This is a genomic window from Achromobacter sp. ACM02 (genome assembly GCF_014851605.1).
Classification (GTDB): Bacteria; Pseudomonadota; Gammaproteobacteria; order Burkholderiales; family Burkholderiaceae_B; genus Achromobacter; species Achromobacter aegrifaciens.
In genome coordinates this window covers 1-21,927 of sequence record NZ_JACUZY010000009.1, presented here as the reverse complement: position 1 = coordinate 21,927, position 21,927 = coordinate 1, and the positions used below count along the sequence as shown (strand labels likewise).

Sequence of the window (21,927 nt, the reverse complement as noted above, 5' to 3'; positions counted from 1 at the left end):
GACAGACATGAAGGAAATCACCGGCACCACGCGCCTGTTCGGCATCCTGGCCGATCCCATCCACCACGTGAAGACGCCGCAGCGCATGAACGAGCATTTCGCCGCGATCGGCTTCGACGGCGTGTGCGTGCCGTTCCACGCCCGGCCGGACAACCTGGCGGAGGTGGTCGCCGGGCTGCGGCGGCTGGAGAACCTGGGCGGCGTCATCGTCACGGTGCCGCACAAGACCGCGATACTGGACCTGGTGGACGACGCCACCCCCGTGGCGCGCAAGATCGGCGCGGCCAACGTGGTGCGCCGCGAGGCCGACGGCAAGCTGGTGGCGCACATGCTGGACGGCGAGGGATTCGTGCGCGGCCTGCAAAGCGCGGGCGTGTCGCCGCAGGGCAAGAGCGCCTATCTGGCGGGGGCGGGCGGCGCGGCCAACGCTATCGGTTTCGCGCTGGTCCAGGCCGGCGTGTCGCGGCTGACCATCGCCAATCGCACCACGGCCAAGGCCGAGGATCTGAAGGCGCGCATCCTGTCGCTGCATCCCGGCGCCCGGATCGATGTGGGTACGGCCGACCCCTCGGGGCATGACCTGGTGGTCAACGGCACTTCGCTGGGCATGAAGCCGGACGATGCCTTGCCGCTGGAAGCCAGCCGCCTGACGCCGGACCAACTGGTCTGCGAAGTCATCATGCAACCCAAGGACACGGCGTTGCTGCTGGCGGCGCAGGCCCGCGGCTGCAAGGTGCACTACGGCGCGCCGATGCTGGCCTGCCAGATCGAGCTGATGGCGCAGATGCTGGGCGTGGCGGCGGACCAGCCGGCCGACGCAGGACGCTGACGGGTATGAGCGACTACGACTTCATCATTGCCGGGGGTGGCACGGCGGGTTGCATCCTGGCCAACCGCCTGAGCGCCGACGGCAAATACCGCGTGCTGATGCTGGAGGCCGGGCATGAAGCCCGCAGCATGTGGATCTCGATCCCGGCGGGCTTTTCCAAGCTGCTGGTGAACCCGGAATACAACTGGCGCTTCGCCACCGAGCCTGAAGACAACGTCCATGGCCGCAGCATCGCCGTGCCGCGCGGCAAGGGCGTGGGCGGTTCGACGCTGATCAACGGCATGATCTACGTCCGTGGTCAGCCGCAGGACTACGACGGCTGGGAGGCGGCGGGCGCCACCGGCTGGGGCTACAACCAGGCCGAGCGCATCTTCCGCAAGATCGAATGCTACGAACCCGGCGACGCCAGCCGCGGCAAGAACGGCCCCATGCATCTGGAAGAAGTCGCCGAACGCTTTCCCATATCGGATGCCTTTCTGCAGGCAGCGCAGGAAGACGGCCAGCCCTTGAATCCCGACTACAACGGCGGCAGCCAGGAGGGCGTGGGCTACTACCAGGTGCTGCAGCATCGGGGCAGGCGCTGGAGCGTGATGGACGGGTACTTGAAGCCCGCCTCGGGCCGCAAGAATCTCAGCGTGGAATGCGGCGCGCACGTGACGCGGCTGGTGTTCGAGGGCAAGCGCTGCGTGGGCGTGGCCTATCGCAAGAACGGACGGGAGCACATCGTGCGCGCGCGGCGCGAGACGCTGCTGTGCATGGGCGCGGTGCAGTCGCCGCAACTGCTGGAGCTGTCCGGCGTTGGCAATCCCGCCTTGCTGCAGTCATTCGGCATCGCGCCGGTGCTGGCGCAGCCGCAGGTGGGCGAGAACTATATCGACCACTTCGCCACCCGCATGAACTGGCGGGTGAAGGGCACGGTGACGCTTAACGAGATGTCGCGCGGCTGGCGCCTGGTGCAGCAGGTGGCGCGCTATTACTCCAGCCACAAGGGCATCCTGACCCTGGGCACGGGGCTGGTGCACGGCTTCGTCAAGAGCGCGCCGGACCTGCCCGCGCCCGATGTGCAGTACTTCTTCGTGCACGCCAGCTACGCCAATGCGGCCGAACGCATCCTCGACCGGCATCCCGGCATGACGATAGGCGTGGCGCAGCTGCGGCCCGAGTCGGTCGGATCCATCCACATCAAGTCGGCGGATCCGCAGGCGGGACCGGCGATCCGCCCCAACTTCCTGTCCGCCCAGGTGGACCGCGACAGCCTGGTGGGCGGCATGCAGGCGGCCCGGCGCATCGTCGGCCAGCCGGCCATGCGGCGCTATGTCGAATCGGAGATCAGCCCCGGCGCGGCGGTGGACAGCTACGACGAATGGCTGGACTTCGCGCGGCGCAATGGCCAGACCATCTACCACCCGATAGGCACCTGCCGCATGGGTTCCGACGCCGCCGCAGTTACCGACGTGCGCCTGCGGGTGAACGGCCTGTCCGGCCTGCGCGTGGTGGATGCCTCCGTGATGCCGAAGATGGTGTCTGGCAACACGCAGGGCGCCGTCATGATGGTTGCGGAGCGCGGCGCGGAGATGATCCTGGAGGATGCGGCTCGGGAATAGGTAAGCCCGCCGCGCGAGGGGCCTTTCGCCGCCGGGCCGCCCCAAGGCGAAAGGGCCCCCCTGGGGGCAGCTAGCGCACCTAGTGCGCGCGGCGTGGGGGCAACACCTTAGCGGATGAGGAAGCCTGCGCCGACCGGGTCGTTCTTGTCGATCACCCAGCGCGCCGTGCCCAGGATGCTGGCCGTGCCCTTGACCGTGGGACGCACGGCGCGGGTGCCGTTCAGGTCCACCTCGCCCAGCAGGCAGCCTTCGAACACGCCGCTGCCCAGCAGGCCTTCCGACTTGATCGGCTGGTTCAAGCCCATCTTGCCGCGCGCTTCGAACATGGCCATCATCGCGCTGGTGCCGGTGCCGCCAGGCGAACGGTCCAGCTGGCCGGCGCTGAACACGTGCACGTTCTTGTAGAACGCGCCTTCGATGGTCGGCTGGTGCCAGAAGGTGATGAAGTTCAGGTTGTTGATGTGGGCCTCGGTCGGGTGCTGGATGCGGTGGCGGGCATTGAGCTGGTCGCGCACGATCAGGCCCATGCGCGACAGCTCCGTGCCGTTGTCTGGCGAGATGCGCAGGTCGCAGCCCGACAGGTCGACGATGCCGAAGTAATTGCCGCCCCAGACGATGTCGGCCGACAGCTTGCCGTAGCCGGGCAATTCCACCGGAATGTCCTGCGCGGCCACGTAGGCAGGCACGTTCTCGAAGCGCGTCCACAGCACGTTGTCGCCCTCGGAAGCCACTTCCGACACGACCAGGCCGGCGGTGGTTTCAAAGCGGATCTTGGTGATGCCGTCCTTGCCGCGGGGCACCAGGCCGTTGGCCACCATGGCCATGCTGACCGCGATGGTGCCGTGGCCGCACATGTGCGAATACTCGGTGCCGTCGATGTAGATCAGGCCCGCGTCGTATTCGGGGCTGGACGGCGGCGTGAGGAACACGCCGAACATGTCCTTGTGGCCGCGCGGCTCGCGCATCAGCGCCTTGCGCAGCCAGTCGTAGTTCTGCTCCAGGAAGGCGCGCTTCTCCAGGATGGTGGAGCCGGCGGGGTAGGGGATGCCGCTATGCACGATGCACAGGGGCTCGCCTTCGGTATGGGTATAGATGACATCGAACGCGTCTTGCTTGCGCATGACTGTGGCTCCAGACAGTAGGGTAGGGAAGAAAGGTTATTTGCCGCGTTCGGACAGCATGTCCAGCCCGACGGTCAAATCCAGGATGACGATGGCGATCACCGCAACCACGATCGTGGCGCCCGATACGGCTGCGATGGTCGGATCTATCGTGTATTGCACGTAGTTGAAGAGCTTCACGGGGATGGTGTTCAAGTCCGCCGTGGTGTTGAAAATCGACAGCTCCACGTTGATCCAGGAAGAGATGAACGCGAAGATCGAACCGGTGACGATGCCTGGACGGATCTGCGGCAGCACCACCAGGAAGAAGGTCGTCCACGGGTTCGCGCCCAGGTCGGCCGAGGCTTCTTCCAGCGCGCGCTGCTCCGGCGTCAGCAGGGTCAGCGTGGACCGCAGCACGAAGGGCGCGATGATGACGATGTGCCCGATCAGCAGGGACAGGAAGCTGCGCGTCAGGCCGAAGTACGCGCCGTATTGCAGCAGCGCCGCGCCCAGCACGATGTGCGGCAGCACCAGCGGCGACATCAGCACCGAGGTCAGCGCGGCCTTGCCTGGGAACTCGTAGCGCGCCACCGCCAGCGCGGCCGGCACCGTCAGCAGCACGGCCGCGGCCGTGGCCGCCAGCGCCAGCACCGTGCTGGTCGTGAACGCGGCGACGTAGCCGGCCTCGATCAGCAGCGTGCGGTACCACTCCAGCGTGAAGCCCTTGGGCGGAAACGCCAGGTAGGGCGTGGACGTGAACGAGGAACCCAGGATCACCACCAGCGGCAGGGCCAGATAGGCCAGTACCCCCAGGGCGACCAGGCGGATCAGGTTGCGGGCGATCATCGCGCGGCTCCCGGCAGGACGGCGGCGCGGTTGGCAAGCGCCACCAGGATCAGGGTGAACACCAGCAGCACCATGCTCAGCGCGCCGCCGTAATGGAAGTCGAACACCGTGCTGTACTGCTGGAAGATCAGCATCGACAGCACCGACACACGTCCCCCCGACAGCAGCGCAGGCGTCACGTAGGCGCTGACGGCCAGGGTGAAGACCATGATGGCGCCGGACACCACGCCGGGCAGGGTCAGCGGCCAGGTGATGTGGAAGAAGGTCGCCGTGGGACTTGCGCCCAGGTCGGCCGAAGCCTGCTCGCAGGCGGGATCGACCCGCGCCAGCGCATTGCCCACCGCCAGCACCACGAAGGGCAGCAGCACGTAGACCATGCCGATCAGGATGCCCAGCTCGGTGCCGATGAAACGCATCGGACGGTCGGCGATGCCCGCGCCCACCAGGGCCTGGTTGACCAGCCCGTTGCGGCCCAGCAGCACCATCCAGCCGAAGGCGCGCACGATATTGCTGGTGAACAGCGGCACCACCAGCAGGATCACGCAGAAGCGCCGCCAGGCCTGCCAGCGCACCACGCGTACCAGATACCAGGCCAGCGGATAGCCCAGGATCACGCAGGCGACCGTGGTGAAGAACGCCAGCCGGAAGGTCACCAGGATCACGTCCCAGTGGTACTGGTCGCCCAGCACGCGCAGGTATTGCTGCGGAGTCAGGGTCAAACCATCGGCGCCGCCGGTGATGCTGGCCAGCGCCACCACCGCCAGCGGCGCCAGGAAGAAGGCCGCGAAGAACAGCACGGGAGCCGCCAGCAGCAGGCTAGGCGAACGCCAGGCGCGCGCGTTCATGGCCGTTCACCGATCAGGTGCAGGTGTTCCGGCGCGAAAGCCAGGCGCGCCGCGGCGCCCGGGCCCAGCCCCGACGGCGCAATGCCGCCGTGGCGCGCCACCAGGACCTGTCCGCCGATGTCCACGTGGATCATGCAGTGGCTGCCCACGTTGATGACGTCGGTGACCGTGCCGTTCAGCGCAAGCGCCGCCGATTCATCGGCCAGGCGCAGATCCTCGGGCCGCAGCACCGCCACGCCGCGCGCGGGCGCGGCCTTGCCCGGGAACGGCACGCGCAGTCCCTGGGCATCCAGCTGCAGCACATCGTCGTTGGCGGTGTACGGCATGAAGTTGGCGTCGCCGATGAACTCGGCCACGAAGCGGGTGGCGGGATGCCGGTAGATCTCGGTCCCGCCGCCCACCTGTTCGATCTTGCCCGCATGCATGACCACCACCCGGTCGGCCATGGTCATGGCTTCTTCCTGGTCGTGCGTGACGAAGATGAAAGCGATGCCCAGCTTGGCCTGCAGGTGCTTGAGTTCCAGCTGCATGCGCTTGCGCAGCTTCAGGTCCAGCGCCGACAGCGGTTCGTCCAGCAACAGCAGCTTGGGCTGGTTCACGATGGCGCGTGCCAGCGCCACGCGCTGCTGCTGGCCGCCGGACATTTCGCGGGGATAGCGCGGACCGAAGTCCGCCAGGCCCACCATGTCCAGCGCCGACCGGGCGCGCCCGGCCGCTTCCTGCTTCGACGCGCCCTGGCGCCGCGGGCCATAGGCCACGTTTTCCAGCACGTTCATGTGCGGAAACAGCGCATAGTTCTGGAACACCGTGTTCAGCGGCCGATGGTGCGCGGCCAGGCGGCTGATGTCCTGGCCTTCAATCAGGATGCGGCCCGATTCGGGCCTGAGAAATCCGGCGATCGAACGCAACAGGGTGGTCTTGCCGCAGCCGCTGGGACCAAGCAGGGCCACGAACTCTCCCTGTTGGATCTCCAGGTCGATGCGGTCCAGCGCCTGATAGGCGCCAAAGCGCATCGACACGCCTTCAATGGTAAGCAAAGCGGACATGTTCTATCCCGGTCTAGCGCTTGCGGGCAACCTGGCGGTTCCAGGCGTCCGTGACCTCGGCGCGGCGGCTGTTGATGAGGTTCCAGTCGAACAGGCTCAGGTTCTTGACCGAGCCGTCCGCGCCCCAGGGCAGCTTGCGCGCCACGTCCTTCGGCACCTGCACATCCTTGACGGCGGGGCCCAGGTACAGGCGCGTGGCCAGGCAGGCGGCGGCATCCGGCGTGAGCGCGGTGTCGATGAACTTCTGCGCGGCCGCCTTGTTCGGCGCGTTCTTCACCAGATGCAGGCGCGCATCCGTGGCCCAGGCGCCTTCCTTGGGCACGGCGAAGCCGATGGGCAGTCCCTTGTCGATCAGATCCCAGGCGCCCACGTTGAAGTGCGCGCCGATGATGGCCTCGCCGCTCTGGTAGGCGTTGGTGGCGGCGCCCGAGCTGTCGAAGAACAAGGCCGTGTCCAGCGACGCAAGCTTGGCGTACAGCGGCGCCAGGTTGGAAGGATCGACAGAGAACACCCGCGCCAGGAAGAAGATGAACGGCACGCCCGACGAGTTCGCCGGCGAAGGAATGGCGACCGCGCCGGCATACTCGGGCTTCCACAAGTCCTTCCAGCTGGCGGGGGGCTGAGGCACTTCCTTGGTGTTGTAGGCGATGCCCAGCGAGTAGTAGCCGGTGCTGACCGCGTAGGCGCTGTCGCCATTGCGGTACACGCCCTGGTCGATGACGTTCTTCAGATTGGGAATGCCGGCGGGATCCAATGCGTCCAGCACGCCGGCTTCCGCGGCCAGTTCGCTGATGCCGCCGTCCATCCACGCCACGTCTATGGTGGGCGCGCCCTTCTGCTGCTGCAACTTGGCCAGCGTGGTGGTGGACGTGCCCACTTCCGGCACCACAGTCACGCCGGTGGCCTTGGTGTAGGGCTCGGCCACGCAGGCGCGGAACGCGTCGCCCCAGTTGCCGCCGTACCAGGCGACGGTGATCTTCTGCTGCTGGGCCAGCGCCTGGCCGGCGGCCAGCAGTCCGGCTCCCAGCAATGCGGCGCGCAGCGCGCGGCGGGTAGGTGTTGCCATGTCGGATTCCCCTTGTCGATTTATCGGGTCCGGTCTGCCTGCGCCGGCGGGCGCTGCGGGACGGAGCCATAGGTGCATCTTGGGCGATCCCCGGGAAAACCAGCTTGAAGGCCTGGGACAAAAACTTGAATAATTGCGACATGGAATCCGCTATGCCCGCCTCGACGTCGTCTTTCTCCTATGACGGTGAGTGCAGCGCCCTGCCTCAGGGGAAACCCGCACTGACCGTGGGTATCGTGCTGCTGGACCAGTTCACGCTGGCCGCCTTTGCCGGATTGGTGGACGTGTTGCGGCTGGCGGGCGACCACGGTGGACGCAGCCGCCAGATCCATACTGCATGGCGCGTCATGAGCTGGGACGGCAAGCCGCGCTGCTCCAGCGCGGGCCTGACCATAGACGTGGCCGATGGCCTGCCCGAAGACCCGGCCCAGTTCGACTACATAGCGGTTTGCGGCGGCAACGACTACTTCAACGGCCGCCTGCCCGACCCCCTGCGCGACTGGCTGCAACTGGCGGCGGCGCAGCGCGTGCGGCTCTTGGGCATCTGCACCGGCACCTTCGCGCTGGCGCAGGCCGACGTCATCGGGCCGCGCACGGTCTGCGTACACTGGAATGTGCTGGACACCTTTCGCGAACGTTTTCCGCAGACGCGGGCGGTGGTGGACCGGCTGTTCGTGGATGAAGGCGACCTGATTTCGTGCGCAGGCTCCACGGCCGCGATCGACCTGGGGCTGTACCTGGTGGCCCGGCATTGCGGGCGCGACAAGGCCCAGCAGGCGATGCGGCACATGATGCTGCAAGGCGTGCGCCCGGGGCGGGTGCCGCAGGCGCATTTCCACACGGACCTGTCGGGCATCCAGGATCTGCGCGTGCGCCAGGCCGCGCACTTCATCGAGCAGCGTATCGACAACCCGCCGCCGCTGGATGCGATTGCGCGCTACGTCGGCGTCGGGCGCAGGCAGCTGGAGCGCGCCTTCCGCCTGGCCACAGGCATGTCGCCGATGGCGTTCCAGCGGCAATTGCGGCTGGAATACGGCAGCTGGCTGCTCTTGAACAATCCCAGCAGCATCACGCAGATCGCGCTGGACTGCGGGTTTGCGGATGGCGCGCATTTCTCGCGCGATTTCCGCGCGCATTTCGGCCAGTCGCCGCGCCAGTATCAGCAGGCCGCCGGCCGCGACGGCGGAGTCAGCGTGTTTCCCGCCTGAGGCTTCTGCACGGCTCGTTCCGGCGCCGGCAGGCCCTTGGGCTTATCAACGGAAGGAGACGACATGACCTATGACCTTTGGTACTGGGACGGCATCCCCGGACGCGGCGAGTTCGTGCGCCTGGCCCTGGAGGCCGGCGGCATTCCGTATCGCGAATGCGCACGCCAGCCCGGCGCGGACGAAGGCACGCTGGTGGCGGACCTGAGTTCGGCGCGCAAGCATCCGCCATTCGCACCGCCATATCTGGTCGCGGGCAAGATGGCGCTGGGGCAGACCGCCAACATCCTGCTGTTCCTGGGCGAAAAGCACGGCCTGGCGCCGGACTCGCTGGAAGGGCGGCTGTGGGTGAACCAGCTTCAGCTCACCATCGCCGACATGGTGGCCGAAGCGCACGACACGCATCATCCGATATCCGCCAGCGAGTACTACGAAGACCAGAAGACCGAGGCCGCGCGCCGGGCGCGCTGCTTCCGCGAAGAGCGCATGCCCAAATTCCTGGGCTACTTCGAACTGGTGTTGGGCGGGCCGCAGGCCTGGCTGGCGGGCGGCAAGCGCTGGACCTATGTGGACCTGTCGTTGTTCCATCTCGTGGACGGCCTGCTCTACGCCTTTCCGAAACGCATGGCGACCCTGGCCGTGCGTTATCCGAACGTCATGGCGTTGCATGCGCGCGTGGCGGCGCTGGCGGAATTGCAGTCTTACTTCGACAGCGGCAGGCGCCTGCCTTTCGGGGAGGGGATTTTCCGCCAATATCGCGAATTGGACGCGGCTTGAGTCCGGATAAACCCTGGTGTTGCTGAATCCCTATTTTTTTGATGGGTGTCTTGAAAATCTTGAGACCCGCTCATTTTTAAGATTAAATATTTGCAAATTGTTAGATAAATATTTCCATTTGTCTCGCGGCAGATAGGTCGAACGGCATCAAACCACCCGGACGCCGGGCAGGAGACGTCAAGATGAAATGGATCACTCTCAGCCAACTGCTACGCCTGGACCGTGGCATGCAGAAGGCAGACATGCTCGGGCAGATCGCTGCGATCCACAACGCCCAGGCCGTCATCGAGTTCGACCTGGACGGCCACGTGCTGGCGGCGAATTCGAACTTCCTGGACACCATGGGCTACGCGCTGGACGAGATCGCGGGGCAGCACCACCGCATGTTCGTCGACCCGGCGGAGCGCGCATCGGCCGCCTACGCGGAATTCTGGAACCGGTTGCGGCAGGGGGGCCGCGATGCGGGGCGCTACCGCCGCATCCGCAAGGATGGCAGCGACGTCTGGCTGCAAGCCTCGTACAACCCGATCTACGACCGCCATGATCGGCTGGTCAAAGTGGTCAAGTACGCCGTCGACATCACCGCGCAGCAGCAGCGGCAGGCGGACGTGGAAGGCCAGTTGGCGGCGATCTCCAAGGTCCAGGCCATCATCGAGTTCGAACTCGACGGCACCATCATCCGCGCCAACGATCTGTTCCTGGGCGCGGTGGGCTATCGCGCGGACGAAATCCAGGGACGTCATCACAGCATGTTCGTCCCGCCCGAGGAGGCGCGCGGCGAGGCATACAAGGAGTTCTGGCGCAGGCTGCGCAACGGCGAGCATGACACCGGGCAGTACCTGCGCATCGGCAAGGGCGGCCGCCAGGTCTGGATCGAAGCCAGCTACAACCCGATCTTCGATGCCGAGGGCCGGCCGGTCAAGGTCGTCAAGTACGCCACCGACATCACGCGGCGCTTTACCGCCGCCCAGACCTTGCGTGTCGCGGTCCAGGGGCTGACCGAAAACGCCGAACGCGCGGGCCAGGCCAATACGCTGGCGTTGGACGCCTGTCGCGTGGCCGAGCAGGGCGGCCATACGGTGCAGGAAGTGGTGCAGACCATGGGCGGCATCACCCAGAGTTCACGCCGCATTTCGGAAATCATCGGGGTCATGGACGGCATCGCCTTCCAGACCAACATCCTGGCGCTGAACGCCGCCGTCGAGGCCGCGCGCGCCGGCTCGCACGGCAAGGGCTTCGCCGTGGTCGCGGCCGAGGTCCGCAGCCTGGCGCAGAACAGCGCGGCGGCGGCCAAGGAGATCAAGGACCTGATCACTTCGTCGGTGCAGCAGGTCGAGAGCGGCGCGCGCCAGGTCCAGTCGGCAGGCTCGACCATGGACGATATCGTCGCATCGTCGCGCCGCGTGACTGAAATCATGGCGGAGGTGGTGGAGGTGTCGCTGGCCCAGTCCGCCAGGCTCGGCGAGGTCACCGAGGACATCACGCAGCGGGCAGGAGAGCCCGCGCGCGCCGCGCCGCCCACCGCCGCGGTCAGGCCCATGGCCCCCGCTCTGCGGGGCAGGCCGGCCGCCAATGGACCGCTGCAGCCGCAGGCCGAGCGGCAATACGTGCGCTACTGAGCCGGCGCCGCCGGGCCGATGCGCTATAAAGACGGTATTGATCTGAACCCGCAGGCCCGGGCAGGAACCCTCCGCCCGGGCCGCGCCATTTGCGGCCACCAACCATGACCGAATCCGAAGCACTGGCTCTCGCCTCGCACCGCCATTACAAGGGCGGCCTCTACCTTTATGTGGGCACCGCCCGCCACTCCGAAACCGAGGAGTCCCTGGTGGTCTATGAACACTTGTGGCCTCACGAGCGCGGCTTGTGGGTGCGTCCGGCCGATATGTTCTTCGGTCAGCTGCCCGACGGCACGCCCCGCTTCGCGCCCTTGCGGCCGGTGGAGTAGGGCCGTGGCGTTCTATTACCGGCGGCCGCGCGCAAGCGGCGCTGCGCCTGCCCGCGCAACGGGCGCAAAGGCCGGCAGTGAGGCGCTGGCGGCCGCGTTGCAGGCATTGCGCGGCCCGTTCATCGTCGCCGACTTGGAAACCACCGGCCTGTCCACCGCCACCTGCGAGATCCTGGAGTTCGCGGCGGTGCGCGTGGGCGCGGCAGGCGCGCTTGAGCGGGAGTACACGCAGGTCGTGCGCACGCGCGGACCGGTGCCGTCCTTCATCAGCCGCCTGACCGGCATCACGCAAGCGGAAGTCGACCGAGACGGCGTGCCGGTGGCGCAGGCGTTTTCCTCCTTCCTGGATTTCGTGGAAGACCTGCCGGTGTTTTTCCATAATGCTTCGTTTGACCGGCGCTTCCTGGGCGCGGCGGCGGACCAGACCGGCCTGCCGTTCGCCAACTCGACCCATTGCACGCTGGCGCTGGCGCGGCGCGCATGGCCGGAGCTGCCCTCGCACAAGCTGGAAATCCTGGCGCGCCATGTCGGCGCCTCGGATCCCACCCACCGCGCGCTGGCAGACGTGCGCACCACCGTGGCCGTGGCGCTGGCGGCAAGCTCCCGCCTGGCCGCGGGCTAGGAGTTTCGATGTCCGACCTGGAACATATCCGGCTGGCCGTGCGCCGGTTTACCGAAGAGCGGGAGTGGCAGCCCTTTCATACGCCCAAGAACCTGGCGATGGCGCTGGCCGGAGAGGCGGGCGAACTCGTATCCCTGTTCCAGTGGCTGAGCGAGGCCGAGTCGCGCAAGATGCCGCCCGAGAAGCTGGCGGACGCCGCGGACGAAATAGCGGACGTGCAGATGTACCTGGTGGCCCTGGCGGACCAGCTCGGCATCGATATCGCCGACGCGGTCGCGGCAAAGATGGTCAAGAATGCGCGGAAATATCCGGCGGATCGGTTTCGCGGCAGCGCGCGCAAGTACGACGATCCGCCTGAACAGTCCTGACTCGCGCGCGGCGCGGCCAGGCCGGCCGCCTCAGAGCACTTTTTGCTCGTGATGCACCTGGGGCGGTTCGACGAAAAAGCCCGCCACCAGCTTGCGCCATTCCTGGAAATCGCTGGATTCGCGGAAATCCACCATGTGGTTCTCTACGGTTTCCCAAGCCACGACCAGCGTGTAGCGCTGCGGCTGTTCGATACTGCGGTACAGCTCCATGCCGTGGCAGCCGCGGGCCCGCAAGAACAACGGTTTCGCTTGCGCGACGCCCGCCTCGAACAGCGCTTCCTGTCCTTCGCGGACATGGATGCTGGCAATCTCCTGGATCATGGTCTGGTCTCCAAACAGATGAGGCCGGGTAGCGCCCGGCCGGCCGCCGTAGTATCGCTGAAATTCCCGCGCCGGGCGTGTTTCGGACCCTGCCGCTTCCGTTGTGCGCGTTAGGGAAATTGCCCGAGGCGGCCACCCTCATTCCCATCCATAAAGTTGAACCCGGGCGCGCGCGCCGCGTGGCTTGCGCTGTTTCCCTCGTCCATACGCACGGCCGCCGCGCAAGATCGCCGCAAATCTGGCCGATTGTTTTACAGCTTGGTGTCGTCCATCGGGACTCGGTCGCCCGTTTAGGCGATATCGACTTGCCTAGGACGGAGCAATCATTCCGTACCAATACGAAAGTCCCACGCCTTTCGTCATTGTCCAGGCGTGGCGCTGAGCGGTAACGGTCCGCGCCGGTCGGTCGCCGGTAATCGTGAATCCGTGCATGCACGGAGCAGGAGGAGCTGAAATGAAAAAGCTCATGGCAGTCGCCGCGTTGTCCTTGTTCGCTGTCTCGGCCTATGCGGACCCTGGTGGCTCAATCACGGGTCACGCGGGCGCAATCAATGGCACCGCGTCATCCATCTCCACGGGCAGCTCCGTGGCCGCCACCCAGATCAATGGCTACGGTTCATCCACCCAGGTGTCGTTCGGCATGACAGGCGGCGTTGCGGAAGTGGGCGGCAGCTTCAGCCGCGATGGCACGCAAGTGGTCACCAGCACGCGCCAGTACGCCAATAGCGATTCGTACGGCCATGTCTCGGGCAACGCGCCCATCATGGTGGGCGACAGCATCGCTAACGGCAGCGCCACGTTTGCCCAGACTGACACCAGCGCTTCGGCGACGGGTTCGTTCCATGCGGTGAATGTGGGTGCGTTCGGGTCGATACACGGCATCGGCCCGGTGGGCCATGTCGGCGGTTTCAATCACTGACCCAGTTATCCGGACGGCTTCGGCCGTCCGGGCGAGGGGACATCATGAAGACCATAGTGCTTGCCATTTCCCTGTCGCTGGCGGCGGTGTCCGCCAGCGCCCAGACCAGCAGTTCCAGCGCGACGACATCGGCATCCTCGGGATCGACCAACGCCGGCAACAATCAGGGCATCACGCTCAACTCCAGCAACAGCGGGTCCAGCACGCTGCGCAGCGTGCCGCCGCTGGGCGGACAAAGTTTCTACGGTTCTTTCTCGTCCGACAGCTGCATGGTTTCGGCGGGCGGAGGCGGCGCCGTTGTCGGCTTCGGCATGAACATAGCGATCCCGATCGAGGACCAGAAGTGCAGCCTGCGGCGCAACTTCGAGCGAACCATGCAGGCGGCCGCCTCGACCAGGGATGCGGACCGTTCGCGCCGTCTGGAGACCGCGGCCATCGACATCCTGTGCCAGACCGACGATCGCACCAAGGCGGCGCTGGTGGCGCAGGGGCTGTGCACCAATCCCGCGTTGACGACAGCGGATCACCGCTTCGACAGCAATGCGGTCGCGCAGGCGGCGCCGCCTGCCGGCGGCCCGGTCCTGGCTGACCGGCCTGTGCCGCCCGCGCCTCCTGCGCCCGAGGCGCAAGCCTATCCGGTGCGCAGCGTGCAGAGCGCCGCGCTGGCGTCGCCGCCGCTGCGCAACCGAACCTATACCGATCTGTACACACCGGGCTGATGCTGGGGCCCGCTCGTCCCGGCGGGGCGGGACAAGGGAGGGATGATTCAGGATTGGGCGGGCGGCGGTACGGCGAGGGGAGCCGCCGCCGGCTGGGGGGCCGACGCCAGCAGCATGGTGGGCGGCGAAGATACTTCCAGGCCCGCGTCATGCAGGCGCTTGAGCAGGGTGAACAGCAGGGCGCTGCGCACGCCGTAGGCCGCCCGGGGGGAGGACACGTAGCCCTTGGCGTTGAAGACCAGATTGCCGCCTTCGATGCCATCCAGGAAGACGTTGGGCGCGGGCGTGTCCAGCACGTCTTCGTGGTCGGAGAAGGCCTGCAGGATCAATTCGCGCACCTGTTCGGCATCGGTGGAGAGCGGCAAAGGCAGCTTGATCTGCACCAGCCCCAGCGGGTTCGAGCGGGTCACATTGCGTACGGTTTTGGTGACGAACTCCGAATTCGGCACGATCACCGTGGAGCGGTCCCCCATCTGGATTTCCGTGGCGCGCACGTTGATGCGCAGGATGTCGCCCTCGACGCCGCCTAGCGACACCCAGTCGCCCACCTTGACGGGGCGCTCGGCCAGCAGGATCAGGCCGGACACGAAGTTCTGCACGACCGCCTGCAAGCCAAAACCGATACCCACCGACAGCGCGCTCGCGATCCACGCCACGCGCTCCAGGCCGATGCCCGCGGCCGAAAGCGACAGCGCCACGGCGATCACGAAACCTGCATAGCCGAACAGCGTGGCTGCCGACAGCTGCATGCCCGGGTCCAGTTCGGTCGTCGGCAGGTAGCGGTTGGACAGCCAGCGCTTGAGCATCTTCACGGCAAGCAGCGACAGCGCCAGCACCAGCAGCGCCTGCAGCACGGCGCCGGGGCGGATCTGCGCTTCGCCGATGGCGAGTCCCTTGCGCAGCTGGTCGAAGCGCTGCAGCAGGTCCATCGGCGCTTCGCCGAAGGGCGCGGCCAGGAGAATCACGGCCAGCAGGCCGACCGCCACGCGGCCCACGCCCGACAGCAGCACGGCGGCCTGGTCGCGCATGCTGGGCGCTTCGTGCTCGCCGCCGTCGCGGTGCGAGGTGCCGAGCAGCGTGCTGAAGCCGTCCTCGATCAGCGTCGACAGCAGATAGGCGGAGGCCAGCACGATCAGCACCCACAGCACCTGCTTGACCATGAAACTGCCGAACGCCACATAGCCCGCCAGCAGGCTGGCCAGGCTCAGGATCAGCACGGTCCACACCGCTCCCAGCAGCAGCGAGACCCAGAACGGGATCGGCGTCTCGCTTTCTTGCATGGCCTGGCGCCGCAGCCGGCGGCTGATGGCCAGCACCGCGCCCAGCATCGCCATGGTCAGGACGGCGACGATGCCGGTCAGCGTGATGGTGGTGGTCAGGCTCGCGTTCAAGAGCACCGGCAGTCGCTCGGCCAGCCAGATCATCACCACCAGCACGCCCAGCACGGCGGGCAGCCAGCGCAGGCGCGCCGCCACGATGTCGCTGACGGGCGGCAGGCGCCACGACGGCCGGTTCGCGGACAGGAGCGCATAGCCCAGGCCGGACACGTAGCCGCCGAAGCAGACCGTTCCCACCAGGTTCGCGAGCAACGACGAGGTGTTGTCGCTCAGCTGCGAATTCCAGTCCAGCCCCATATGGATCAACAGCGCGACGACGCCCGGCGTGGCAACGGCCAGGACCACATGCGTGACCGCAAGAAAGGAGCGGCGCAGGCGCCCCGGCGGCACGCGCGTGGCAGTTATCCGCAACAGGACCCGGCCGATGGCGATACGCAGGGCGATCGTCAGCGCGATCGCCGCGCCCAATAGCAGCCAGCCCCATTTCGGCGTCTGGCCGACCGCGGTAGCGAGGTCGTCGCGCAGCGCTTCCAGCCGTTCGAGGTCGCGCGGGAACTCCTCGCGGAACTCGGTCCAGAATTGGTCGGACAGGAACGAGTCGCGTCGCTCGCCCAGGCGCGCCTGGAACTGCTTGCGCCGCTGCGCCGATATCTGTTCGGCCGTTTGCCCGGCATCCACGGACAGCAGCCTGGCCAGCTTGATCTGCGCATCCAGCGCCCGGCTGGTCTTGTCCAGTTGCATGCGCTGGGCCGCAACGTCGGACGCTTCCTTGACGCCTTCGGGCGGCGTGCCCAGTTCGCTCAAGCGGGCCGTCACGCTGGCCAGCTGGGGCGTCAGGGCCTCGGCGGCGGCGTCGGCCTTGGACTGGATGTCCAGCGCGTCGCCGCGTTGCTTCACCAGGGTGGCGTCATCGGTCTCGTCGGCAACGCGCTTGCGGATGTCGTCGATCTGTTTGCGCGCGGTTGCCAGCGCCGCTTCCGTGTCGGCGGGCGTGGGCGGCGCCGCGGCATGGGCCGGCAGCAGGAAAAGGACTAGCAGCAGCGCCGCAATCAGCGTCGTGAAAATCGACGCGCGGGCGCGGTGAGGTCGCGCGCGCAGGGGAATGGAAGTCTGTGTCATGTTCTGGGGCGAGTCGCTCGCATTCGAGGCGGGAGCATAGCAAGCCGCCGCCTCATTCGTTGCAACAAAAAAGAGCGCTACGGCCCTATTTGTTTTGGCGTGCTCGGCGGCTATCGCGCGGGCGCGGACCAGGGATAGAAATAGGGCCGGATAGGCGACGGAAGGCCGCTGGCAGCGCGTGCCGGGCGCGGCGTCCGCAAACCATATTTACGAGGTCAACGTTTGGATTCAACTCAAACAGCACGGACGCTCGGCGCGGCCCGCTTTTTGGGCTTGCCCAGTACCGCGTCGCATACCTCCAGCCAGGCGCGGGCGGCATAGGACAGATAGCCGGACTGCTGCCAGATATGGCCGACTTCCCATTGCATGCCGGACTTGGCCAGCTTGGCGGTGCTCAAGCCGCGCGTTTTCATGCGCTGCATCAGGGGTTCGGGCAGTAGCGCCACGCCCAGGCCCGCCGAAGCCATTGCCACCAGGAAGTCCCAGTGCGCGCTCTGGGCCGCGATGCCGGGCTGGAAACCGGCATCGGCAAACGCCTGCCGCAAGCGCCGGGTCATGGCGAAGTCGTCCGTGGGTATCAAGAGGCGGGCGTCGCGCAGGGCGGAGAGCGGCAGCGAGGTCTTGCCGGCCCAGGGCGCGTCGGGCGGGCCGATCACCCAGATCGGGTAGCTGCCGAAGGGCTGGGCGGCCAGGCCGCCGTCCGGCGCGATCGGCAGTATGGTCGCGCCCACTTCCAGTTCCCCGCTCGCCACCAGTCCTTCCACGGCCTGGCCAGTGCCTTCGCGCAGGGTCAGGTGTATGCCCGGATGCAGTTCACGGAAGCGCTTGACCACCGGCGTGAACAGCAGGTTGATCATGGGCGGAATGCCGACTTCCAGCTCGCCCCGGCGCAGGTCCGCGGTCTGGCGCAGTTCTTCCGACAGTTGGCGCATCGTTTCCAGCACCTGCAGGCCGCGTTGGTACATGACCCGGCCGGTGTCGGTGGGACGGGCGGTGTGGCCGTCGCGGATCAGCAGCGGCGTACCGGCCTCTTCTTCCAGCTGGCGGATCATCTTGCTCACCGTCGACTGCGTCACGAACAGCGTCTTGGCCGCCTGCGTGAAGCTGGCGTGCCTGACGGTTTCGACGAAGTACCGCAATGCGCGCACGTCCATGGACCGGGATTCCCCTGCGCGTTATGCGCAAAACTCTTAAACGATGAAAAAAACGACTTGTTTGGATGATTTTAAGTCATTACGAGATTTCAGCCGGCCTTCCTATACTGCCGAAAATTCGTTCCCGGACCGCCTCGAGTCGGCCCGGGAGCCTCGGGAAACGCCGCGTCAGACGGCGCCTGGGCGCATGGCGGCAATGCCGCGCCCCGCCGCACGTAGGCCCTTGAATCTGGAGACACCATGCATCTCGACCGTATCCGCCACCCTGGGCTGCGCGCCAAGATCACTTCCGCCGATCAGGCGGCTTTGCTGGTACAGGACGGCATGACCGTCGGAATGAGCGGTTTCACCCGCGCGGGCGACTGTAAGTCGGTGCCGGCGGCGCTGGCGGCCCGCGCCGAGCGCGAGCCGCTCTCCATCACCCTGATCACCGGCGCGTCGCTGGGCCATGACACGGACAAGATGCTGGCGCAGGCCAATGCGCTGGCGCGCCGCATGCCGTTCCAGGTCGACACCACCCTGCGCCGCAAGATCAACCAGGGTGAAATCGCCTTCATCGACCAGCACCTGTCCGAAACCGTCGAGCAGTTGCGCGCGGGCCATATCGGCCCCATCAACGTGGCCATCATCGAGGCCGCCGCCATCACCGAGACCGGCGCCATCGTGCCGACCATGTCGGTGGGCAACTCCGCCTCCTTTGCGCAGCAGGCGGACGTCATCATCATCGAGCTGAACATGGGCGTGCCCGCCGCCATCGAGGGCCTGCACGATATCTACGTGCCCGAAGCCCGCCCGGCGCGTCAGCCCATCGGCCTGGTTTCTCCCGACCAGCGCATCGGCCAGTCCTGCATTGAAGTGGACCCGGCCAAGATCGCGGCCATCGTCATCACGCAAGAGCCGGACAGCCCGTCCAATGCCTTGCCGCCCGACGAGGAAACCAATGCCATCGCCGGCCACATCAATGATTTCCTGCGCCGCGAGGTCGACGCCGGTCGCCTGACTAACGAGCTGCTGCCCTTGCAGGCGGGCATCGGCACCATCGCCAACGCGGTGCTGCACGGCTTCGAGTCGTCCAGCTTCGAGAACCTGACGATGTACTCGGAAGTGCTGCAGGACAGCGCCATCGAACTGCTGGACCAGGGCAAGCTTGCATTCGCGTCGGCCTCTTCGATCACGGTGTCCAAGCCCGTGTACGAAAAGATCCTGGCCAACATGGAGCACTACCGCGAGCGCATCGTGCTGCGCCCGCAAGAGATCAGCAACGCGCCCGAGATCGTGCGCCGTCTGGGCATCATCGCCATCAACACGGCGCTGGAGTTCGACATCTACGGCAACGTCAATTCCACGCACGTGGGCGGCACCCACATGATGAATGGTATTGGCGGTTCGGGCGACTTCGCGCGCAACGCGCACCTCGCGATCTTCGTGTCCAAGTCCATGGCCAAGAACGGCGACATCTCCAGCGTGGTGCCCATGGTGTCTCACGTCGACCACACCGAGCATGACGTGGACGTGCTGGTCACGGAATGCGGCCTGGCGGATCTGCGCGGCCTGGCGCCGCGTGAACGCGCGCGCGCGGTCATCCAGAACTGCGTGCATCCGTCCTACCGCGACGCCCTGCAGGACTATTTCGACCGAGCCTGCGAGCGTGGCGGCCAGACGCCGCATCTGCTCGAAGAAGCGTTTTCCTGGCACCAGCGTTTCAATGAAACCGATACGATGCGGCCAGCCAGCCCGGCTGCGCGCAAGGTGGCCTGAGGCCCGCAGCAAAGTGTGACTGCCGCCGCCGCGGCGCCTGCCGGTGTTTGCGCGCGTAGCGCATCCCGGCTTGCGGACCGTGGTTTCCGCTGGCGCCGCAATTTGGTAGAGGTAAAGCAGCGGAGGCTGCTTTACCTTTTTTTTGCCTGGCCTTTCTTGCCGGGGCCGGACTTGGGGGCGCTCAGGTTTTCGCGCGACATCTCCAGCTCGTCGCGCAGCCACTGCTTCAGTTCCACCAGCGGCGCCCAGTCGCGCAGGCTGGGCCGGTAGACCAGGTGATAGGTCTGCGCCTGTTCGTACTCGATGCTGATCGGGGAAATCTGCACCAGCCGGCCCGAGCACAGCGCGTCCGCGGCCAGCAGTTGGCGTCCCAGCGTGATGCCCAGGCCCTGCTCGGCGGCCTGCATCATCATGCCGGCATCGTTGAAGGAGGCCACCGGCGTGATGGGCGTGTCCAGCCCCGCGGCGCTGAACCAGGTTTGCCAGAGCTCGCGCTCGCCCAGCAACGGTTGGCGCGCGAGCGTCTGCGGCGAATGATCGGGGAGCGCCGCCGCGGTTTCCGGCGATGCCAGGACGATCAGGGGCAGGGGCGTGTCGAACAAGGTCTCCGATTCCACACCCGGCCAGGGGCCGCGCCCAAAACGCAGCGCGGCATGAAAACCGTCGCGCAACAGATCCACCACTTGCTGCGAGGTCTCGATTTCCAGTGTCAGGCCCGGATTGCGCTCGCGCCACCGCGCCATGCGCGGCAACAGCCAGCGTTGCGCGAAAGAAGGCAGCACCGACACACGCAAGCGTTGTTCACTGCCCGAGGCCGCGGCCGACGCTGCCATCGTCCCTTCATCCAGCAGCGCCATGGCGCCCTGCACACTGCACAAGAGCGCGGCGCCAGCGGAATTCAGGACGATGCCCCGCCCGCTGCGCTCGAACAGGGGAAAGCCCAGTTGGGTTTCGAGCACCTTGATCTGCTGGCTGACGGCGCTGTGGGTCAGATGCAGCCTTTCGGCGGCCGCGCGCAGGTTCTGCAATTCGGCCACGGCGCGGAAGGCGGGGAGGGTGCTGAGCGGCAGGCGCATGGAGAGGACCCAGTAAGAGATTGGTCATCATAGCTTACCGATACCCCCAAAACAATTCGATTTTCAGCCGAGTATTGGGCGACTACGCTTACCAAAGTGCATAAACACCTGGAGCCCATCATGTCCGCACAGCTTTGCACCCCGTCTTCTTCCGCCCTGGCCGCCATTTCCAGGGATCGTCAGCAGTCCGCCGCCCAGCCCGTCACGGCGCCGTCCGCCGAATTGGCAGCGCCCCGCGTGGGATTCATCGCGATGCTTGCGGCCGCCTATCGCAAGCGCCGCAATGAAGCGCGCCTGCGTCATCTGGCTGCCGATCTGGATGAGCACATGCTGCAGGATATGGGCGCACCCAGATGGCTGATGAACGAAGCCGCAGTCAAGCGCGACCTGGCGCGCTTGCGCGACGCGGACTACCTGCGCTGGTAGCCGGGGCCTTTTGCCCCTGATGGGCGCCCCACCTGGTACTCCCCCCGCGGCCCCGCCTTCTATATATAGGAGGCGGGGCCGCGCGCTTGCCAGGGAGATGACCTGTCTTCCAGCTATATATAGCCTAGCGGGTGGTGCAAGAGCGGCGCCGCTAGCGGGGCGCTGCAGATCGCGGAGACATCTGGAACAAATATTTGGTTGCACGGCATGACGCGCAGAAAACTTGTGCTATAGTCTCGCTCCTTCGCAGTTCGGACAGTTTTGAACCGCGAAGCCAAGCAAGCACAACAGGTCGGGCAAGAGGATTCGAGCCAGGTCTGCCGCAAAGCAGTCAGAAATGAATGCCCCGCGGTTATTGCAAGGATTGCAGCAAGTTAGGCAAAAGCCAGTTGCACAATCTGCAAAAATCGTGTTATAGTCTTGGGCTTGGCAGTTGCCGAAAACTTAGGGTTAACCCTGATATTTCGATAGCTGCTAAGAGAGGCAGACCTGAAGAGGCCGCAAGCAAGAAAGCGAAACGCAGTATGTGACGCCGACTTGACAAGCGAAAAAAACTTCTTCATAATCTCGTTTCTCTGCTGCAAACAACGCGGCGCCAGCGAAAGCGGCGTAGCGAAGCGAGCAGGCAGTAAGTAGCACAGAATTTAGCAGTACCGCTCTTTAACAATTAAACAACCGATAAGTGTGGGCGCTTGATGCGAGTGCATAGTGACTTCGGTCACAAGCACAATGAAATCAAGTGCTCACTAGAAGTGAAGTACCTTAGATGTCAAGTCTAAGCACATACCTCACTTCCTTTGAGTAGCGACGTATGACTCGACCCTTTCGGGGGTTAAGAA

21 protein-coding genes are annotated in these 21,927 nt (G+C 66.1%); 12 read left to right on the top strand and 9 right to left on the bottom strand.

Going from position 1 to position 21,927, the window contains the following annotated elements; all coding sequences use genetic code 11:
- The first annotated feature begins 7 nt into the window (after window positions 1-7).
- Entirely contained in the window at window positions 8-829 is an 822-nt protein-coding gene (locus IB258_RS24550) for a shikimate dehydrogenase (protein WP_192353323.1), read from the top strand.
- 5 nt (window positions 830-834) lie between these two features.
- The gene (locus IB258_RS24545; protein WP_192353322.1) at window positions 835-2,433 is read left to right on the top strand and encodes a GMC family oxidoreductase; all 1,599 of its coding nucleotides are present in this window, start codon (window positions 835-837) and stop codon (window positions 2,431-2,433) included.
- A 107-nt stretch (window positions 2,434-2,540) separates the two neighbouring features.
- Here the strand turns inward: IB258_RS24545 and IB258_RS24540 are convergent, their stop codons facing one another.
- From IB258_RS24540 to IB258_RS24520, 5 genes are read right to left on the bottom strand one after another with little or no spacing between them, the layout of a single operon-like run.
- Window positions 2,541-3,554 (bottom strand): proline racemase family protein, encoded by a 1,014-nt coding sequence (locus tag IB258_RS24540; protein ID WP_054457809.1) that lies wholly within the window; start codon window positions 3,552-3,554, stop codon window positions 2,541-2,543.
- A gap of 36 nt (window positions 3,555-3,590) precedes the next feature.
- On the bottom strand, window positions 3,591-4,382 hold the full coding sequence (locus IB258_RS24535; protein ID WP_054457808.1) for an ABC transporter permease: 792 nt from the start codon (window positions 4,380-4,382) through the stop codon (window positions 3,591-3,593).
- Window positions 4,379-5,227: an ABC transporter permease gene (locus tag IB258_RS24530; protein WP_119450653.1), complete on the bottom strand. Its 849-nt coding sequence runs from the start codon at window positions 5,225-5,227 to the stop codon at window positions 4,379-4,381. The genes IB258_RS24535 and IB258_RS24530 overlap by 4 nt, the downstream gene beginning before the upstream one ends.
- A complete protein-coding gene (locus IB258_RS24525) occupies window positions 5,224-6,273 on the bottom strand; it encodes an ABC transporter ATP-binding protein (protein ID WP_175182004.1) in 1,050 nt (349 codons plus the stop codon). Before IB258_RS24525 ends, IB258_RS24530 begins: the two co-directional genes overlap by 4 nt.
- Window positions 6,274-6,286: 13 nt before the next feature.
- Window positions 6,287-7,339 carry an ABC transporter substrate-binding protein gene (locus IB258_RS24520; protein ID WP_125472976.1) on the bottom strand — a complete coding sequence of 351 codons (1,053 nt, stop codon included), beginning with the start codon at window positions 7,337-7,339 and terminating at the stop codon, window positions 6,287-6,289.
- A 152-nt stretch (window positions 7,340-7,491) separates the two neighbouring features.
- Here IB258_RS24520 and IB258_RS24515 point away from each other — a divergent pair, with 152 nt between their 5' ends.
- The 6 genes from IB258_RS24515 (at window position 7,492) to IB258_RS24490 (ending at window position 12,259) form a co-directional block, all read left to right on the top strand.
- Entirely contained in the window at window positions 7,492-8,547 is a 1,056-nt protein-coding gene (locus tag IB258_RS24515; protein WP_225590506.1) for a GlxA family transcriptional regulator, read from the top strand.
- Window positions 8,548-8,610: 63 nt separating this feature from the next.
- Window positions 8,611-9,321 (top strand): glutathione S-transferase, encoded by a 711-nt coding sequence (locus tag IB258_RS24510; RefSeq protein WP_192353320.1) that lies wholly within the window; start codon window positions 8,611-8,613, stop codon window positions 9,319-9,321.
- Window positions 9,322-9,503: 182 nt separating this feature from the next.
- Window positions 9,504-10,940, top strand: coding sequence for a methyl-accepting chemotaxis protein (locus tag IB258_RS24505; protein WP_175214322.1), 1,437 nt, complete (start codon window positions 9,504-9,506; stop codon window positions 10,938-10,940).
- 104 nt (window positions 10,941-11,044) lie between these two features.
- Window positions 11,045-11,269 carry a DUF1653 domain-containing protein gene (locus IB258_RS24500; protein ID WP_054457802.1) on the top strand — a complete coding sequence of 75 codons (225 nt, stop codon included), beginning with the start codon at window positions 11,045-11,047 and terminating at the stop codon, window positions 11,267-11,269.
- A 4-nt stretch (window positions 11,270-11,273) separates the two neighbouring features.
- Window positions 11,274-11,891 (top strand): PolC-type DNA polymerase III, encoded by a 618-nt coding sequence (locus IB258_RS24495; protein WP_119450657.1) that lies wholly within the window; start codon window positions 11,274-11,276, stop codon window positions 11,889-11,891.
- Between the two features lie 8 nt (window positions 11,892-11,899).
- The gene (locus IB258_RS24490) at window positions 11,900-12,259 is read left to right on the top strand and encodes a nucleotide pyrophosphohydrolase (RefSeq protein WP_054457801.1); all 360 of its coding nucleotides are present in this window, start codon (window positions 11,900-11,902) and stop codon (window positions 12,257-12,259) included.
- 30 nt (window positions 12,260-12,289) lie between these two features.
- Here the strand turns inward: IB258_RS24490 and IB258_RS24485 are convergent, their stop codons facing one another.
- A complete protein-coding gene (locus IB258_RS24485) occupies window positions 12,290-12,580 on the bottom strand; it encodes an antibiotic biosynthesis monooxygenase (protein WP_054457800.1) in 291 nt (96 codons plus the stop codon).
- A 454-nt stretch (window positions 12,581-13,034) separates the two neighbouring features.
- Here IB258_RS24485 and IB258_RS24480 point away from each other — a divergent pair, with 454 nt between their 5' ends.
- Together IB258_RS24480 and IB258_RS24475 are read left to right on the top strand one after the other, a co-directional pair.
- Window positions 13,035-13,499: a hypothetical protein gene (locus IB258_RS24480; protein WP_119450659.1), complete on the top strand. Its 465-nt coding sequence runs from the start codon at window positions 13,035-13,037 to the stop codon at window positions 13,497-13,499.
- Window positions 13,500-13,543: 44 nt separating this feature from the next.
- Window positions 13,544-14,218, top strand: a complete 675-nt coding sequence (locus IB258_RS24475; RefSeq protein ID WP_119450660.1) for a hypothetical protein — start codon at window positions 13,544-13,546, stop codon at window positions 14,216-14,218.
- A gap of 47 nt (window positions 14,219-14,265) precedes the next feature.
- On the opposite strand, the gene IB258_RS24470 is transcribed toward IB258_RS24475, so the two are convergent.
- Together IB258_RS24470 and IB258_RS24465 are read right to left on the bottom strand one after the other, a co-directional pair.
- The gene (locus tag IB258_RS24470; RefSeq protein ID WP_175161534.1) at window positions 14,266-16,674 is read right to left on the bottom strand and encodes a DUF3772 domain-containing protein; all 2,409 of its coding nucleotides are present in this window, start codon (window positions 16,672-16,674) and stop codon (window positions 14,266-14,268) included.
- A gap of 233 nt (window positions 16,675-16,907) precedes the next feature.
- Window positions 16,908-17,828, bottom strand: coding sequence for a LysR family transcriptional regulator (locus tag IB258_RS24465; RefSeq protein WP_192353319.1), 921 nt, complete (start codon window positions 17,826-17,828; stop codon window positions 16,908-16,910).
- Between the two features lie 240 nt (window positions 17,829-18,068).
- On the opposite strand from IB258_RS24465, the gene IB258_RS24460 reads away from it, so the two are divergent.
- Window positions 18,069-19,586, top strand: a complete 1,518-nt coding sequence (locus IB258_RS24460) for an acetyl-CoA hydrolase/transferase family protein (protein WP_125472970.1) — start codon at window positions 18,069-18,071, stop codon at window positions 19,584-19,586.
- A gap of 131 nt (window positions 19,587-19,717) precedes the next feature.
- On the opposite strand, the gene IB258_RS24455 is transcribed toward IB258_RS24460, so the two are convergent.
- The gene (locus IB258_RS24455; RefSeq protein ID WP_119450664.1) at window positions 19,718-20,662 is read right to left on the bottom strand and encodes a LysR substrate-binding domain-containing protein; all 945 of its coding nucleotides are present in this window, start codon (window positions 20,660-20,662) and stop codon (window positions 19,718-19,720) included.
- Between the two features lie 120 nt (window positions 20,663-20,782).
- Between IB258_RS24455 and IB258_RS30420 the strand changes: the two genes are divergently transcribed.
- Complete coding sequence (locus tag IB258_RS30420) at window positions 20,783-21,088, top strand: hypothetical protein (RefSeq protein ID WP_225590505.1); 306 nt, start codon at window positions 20,783-20,785, stop codon at window positions 21,086-21,088.
- The last annotated feature ends 839 nt before the right edge of the window (window positions 21,089-21,927 follow it).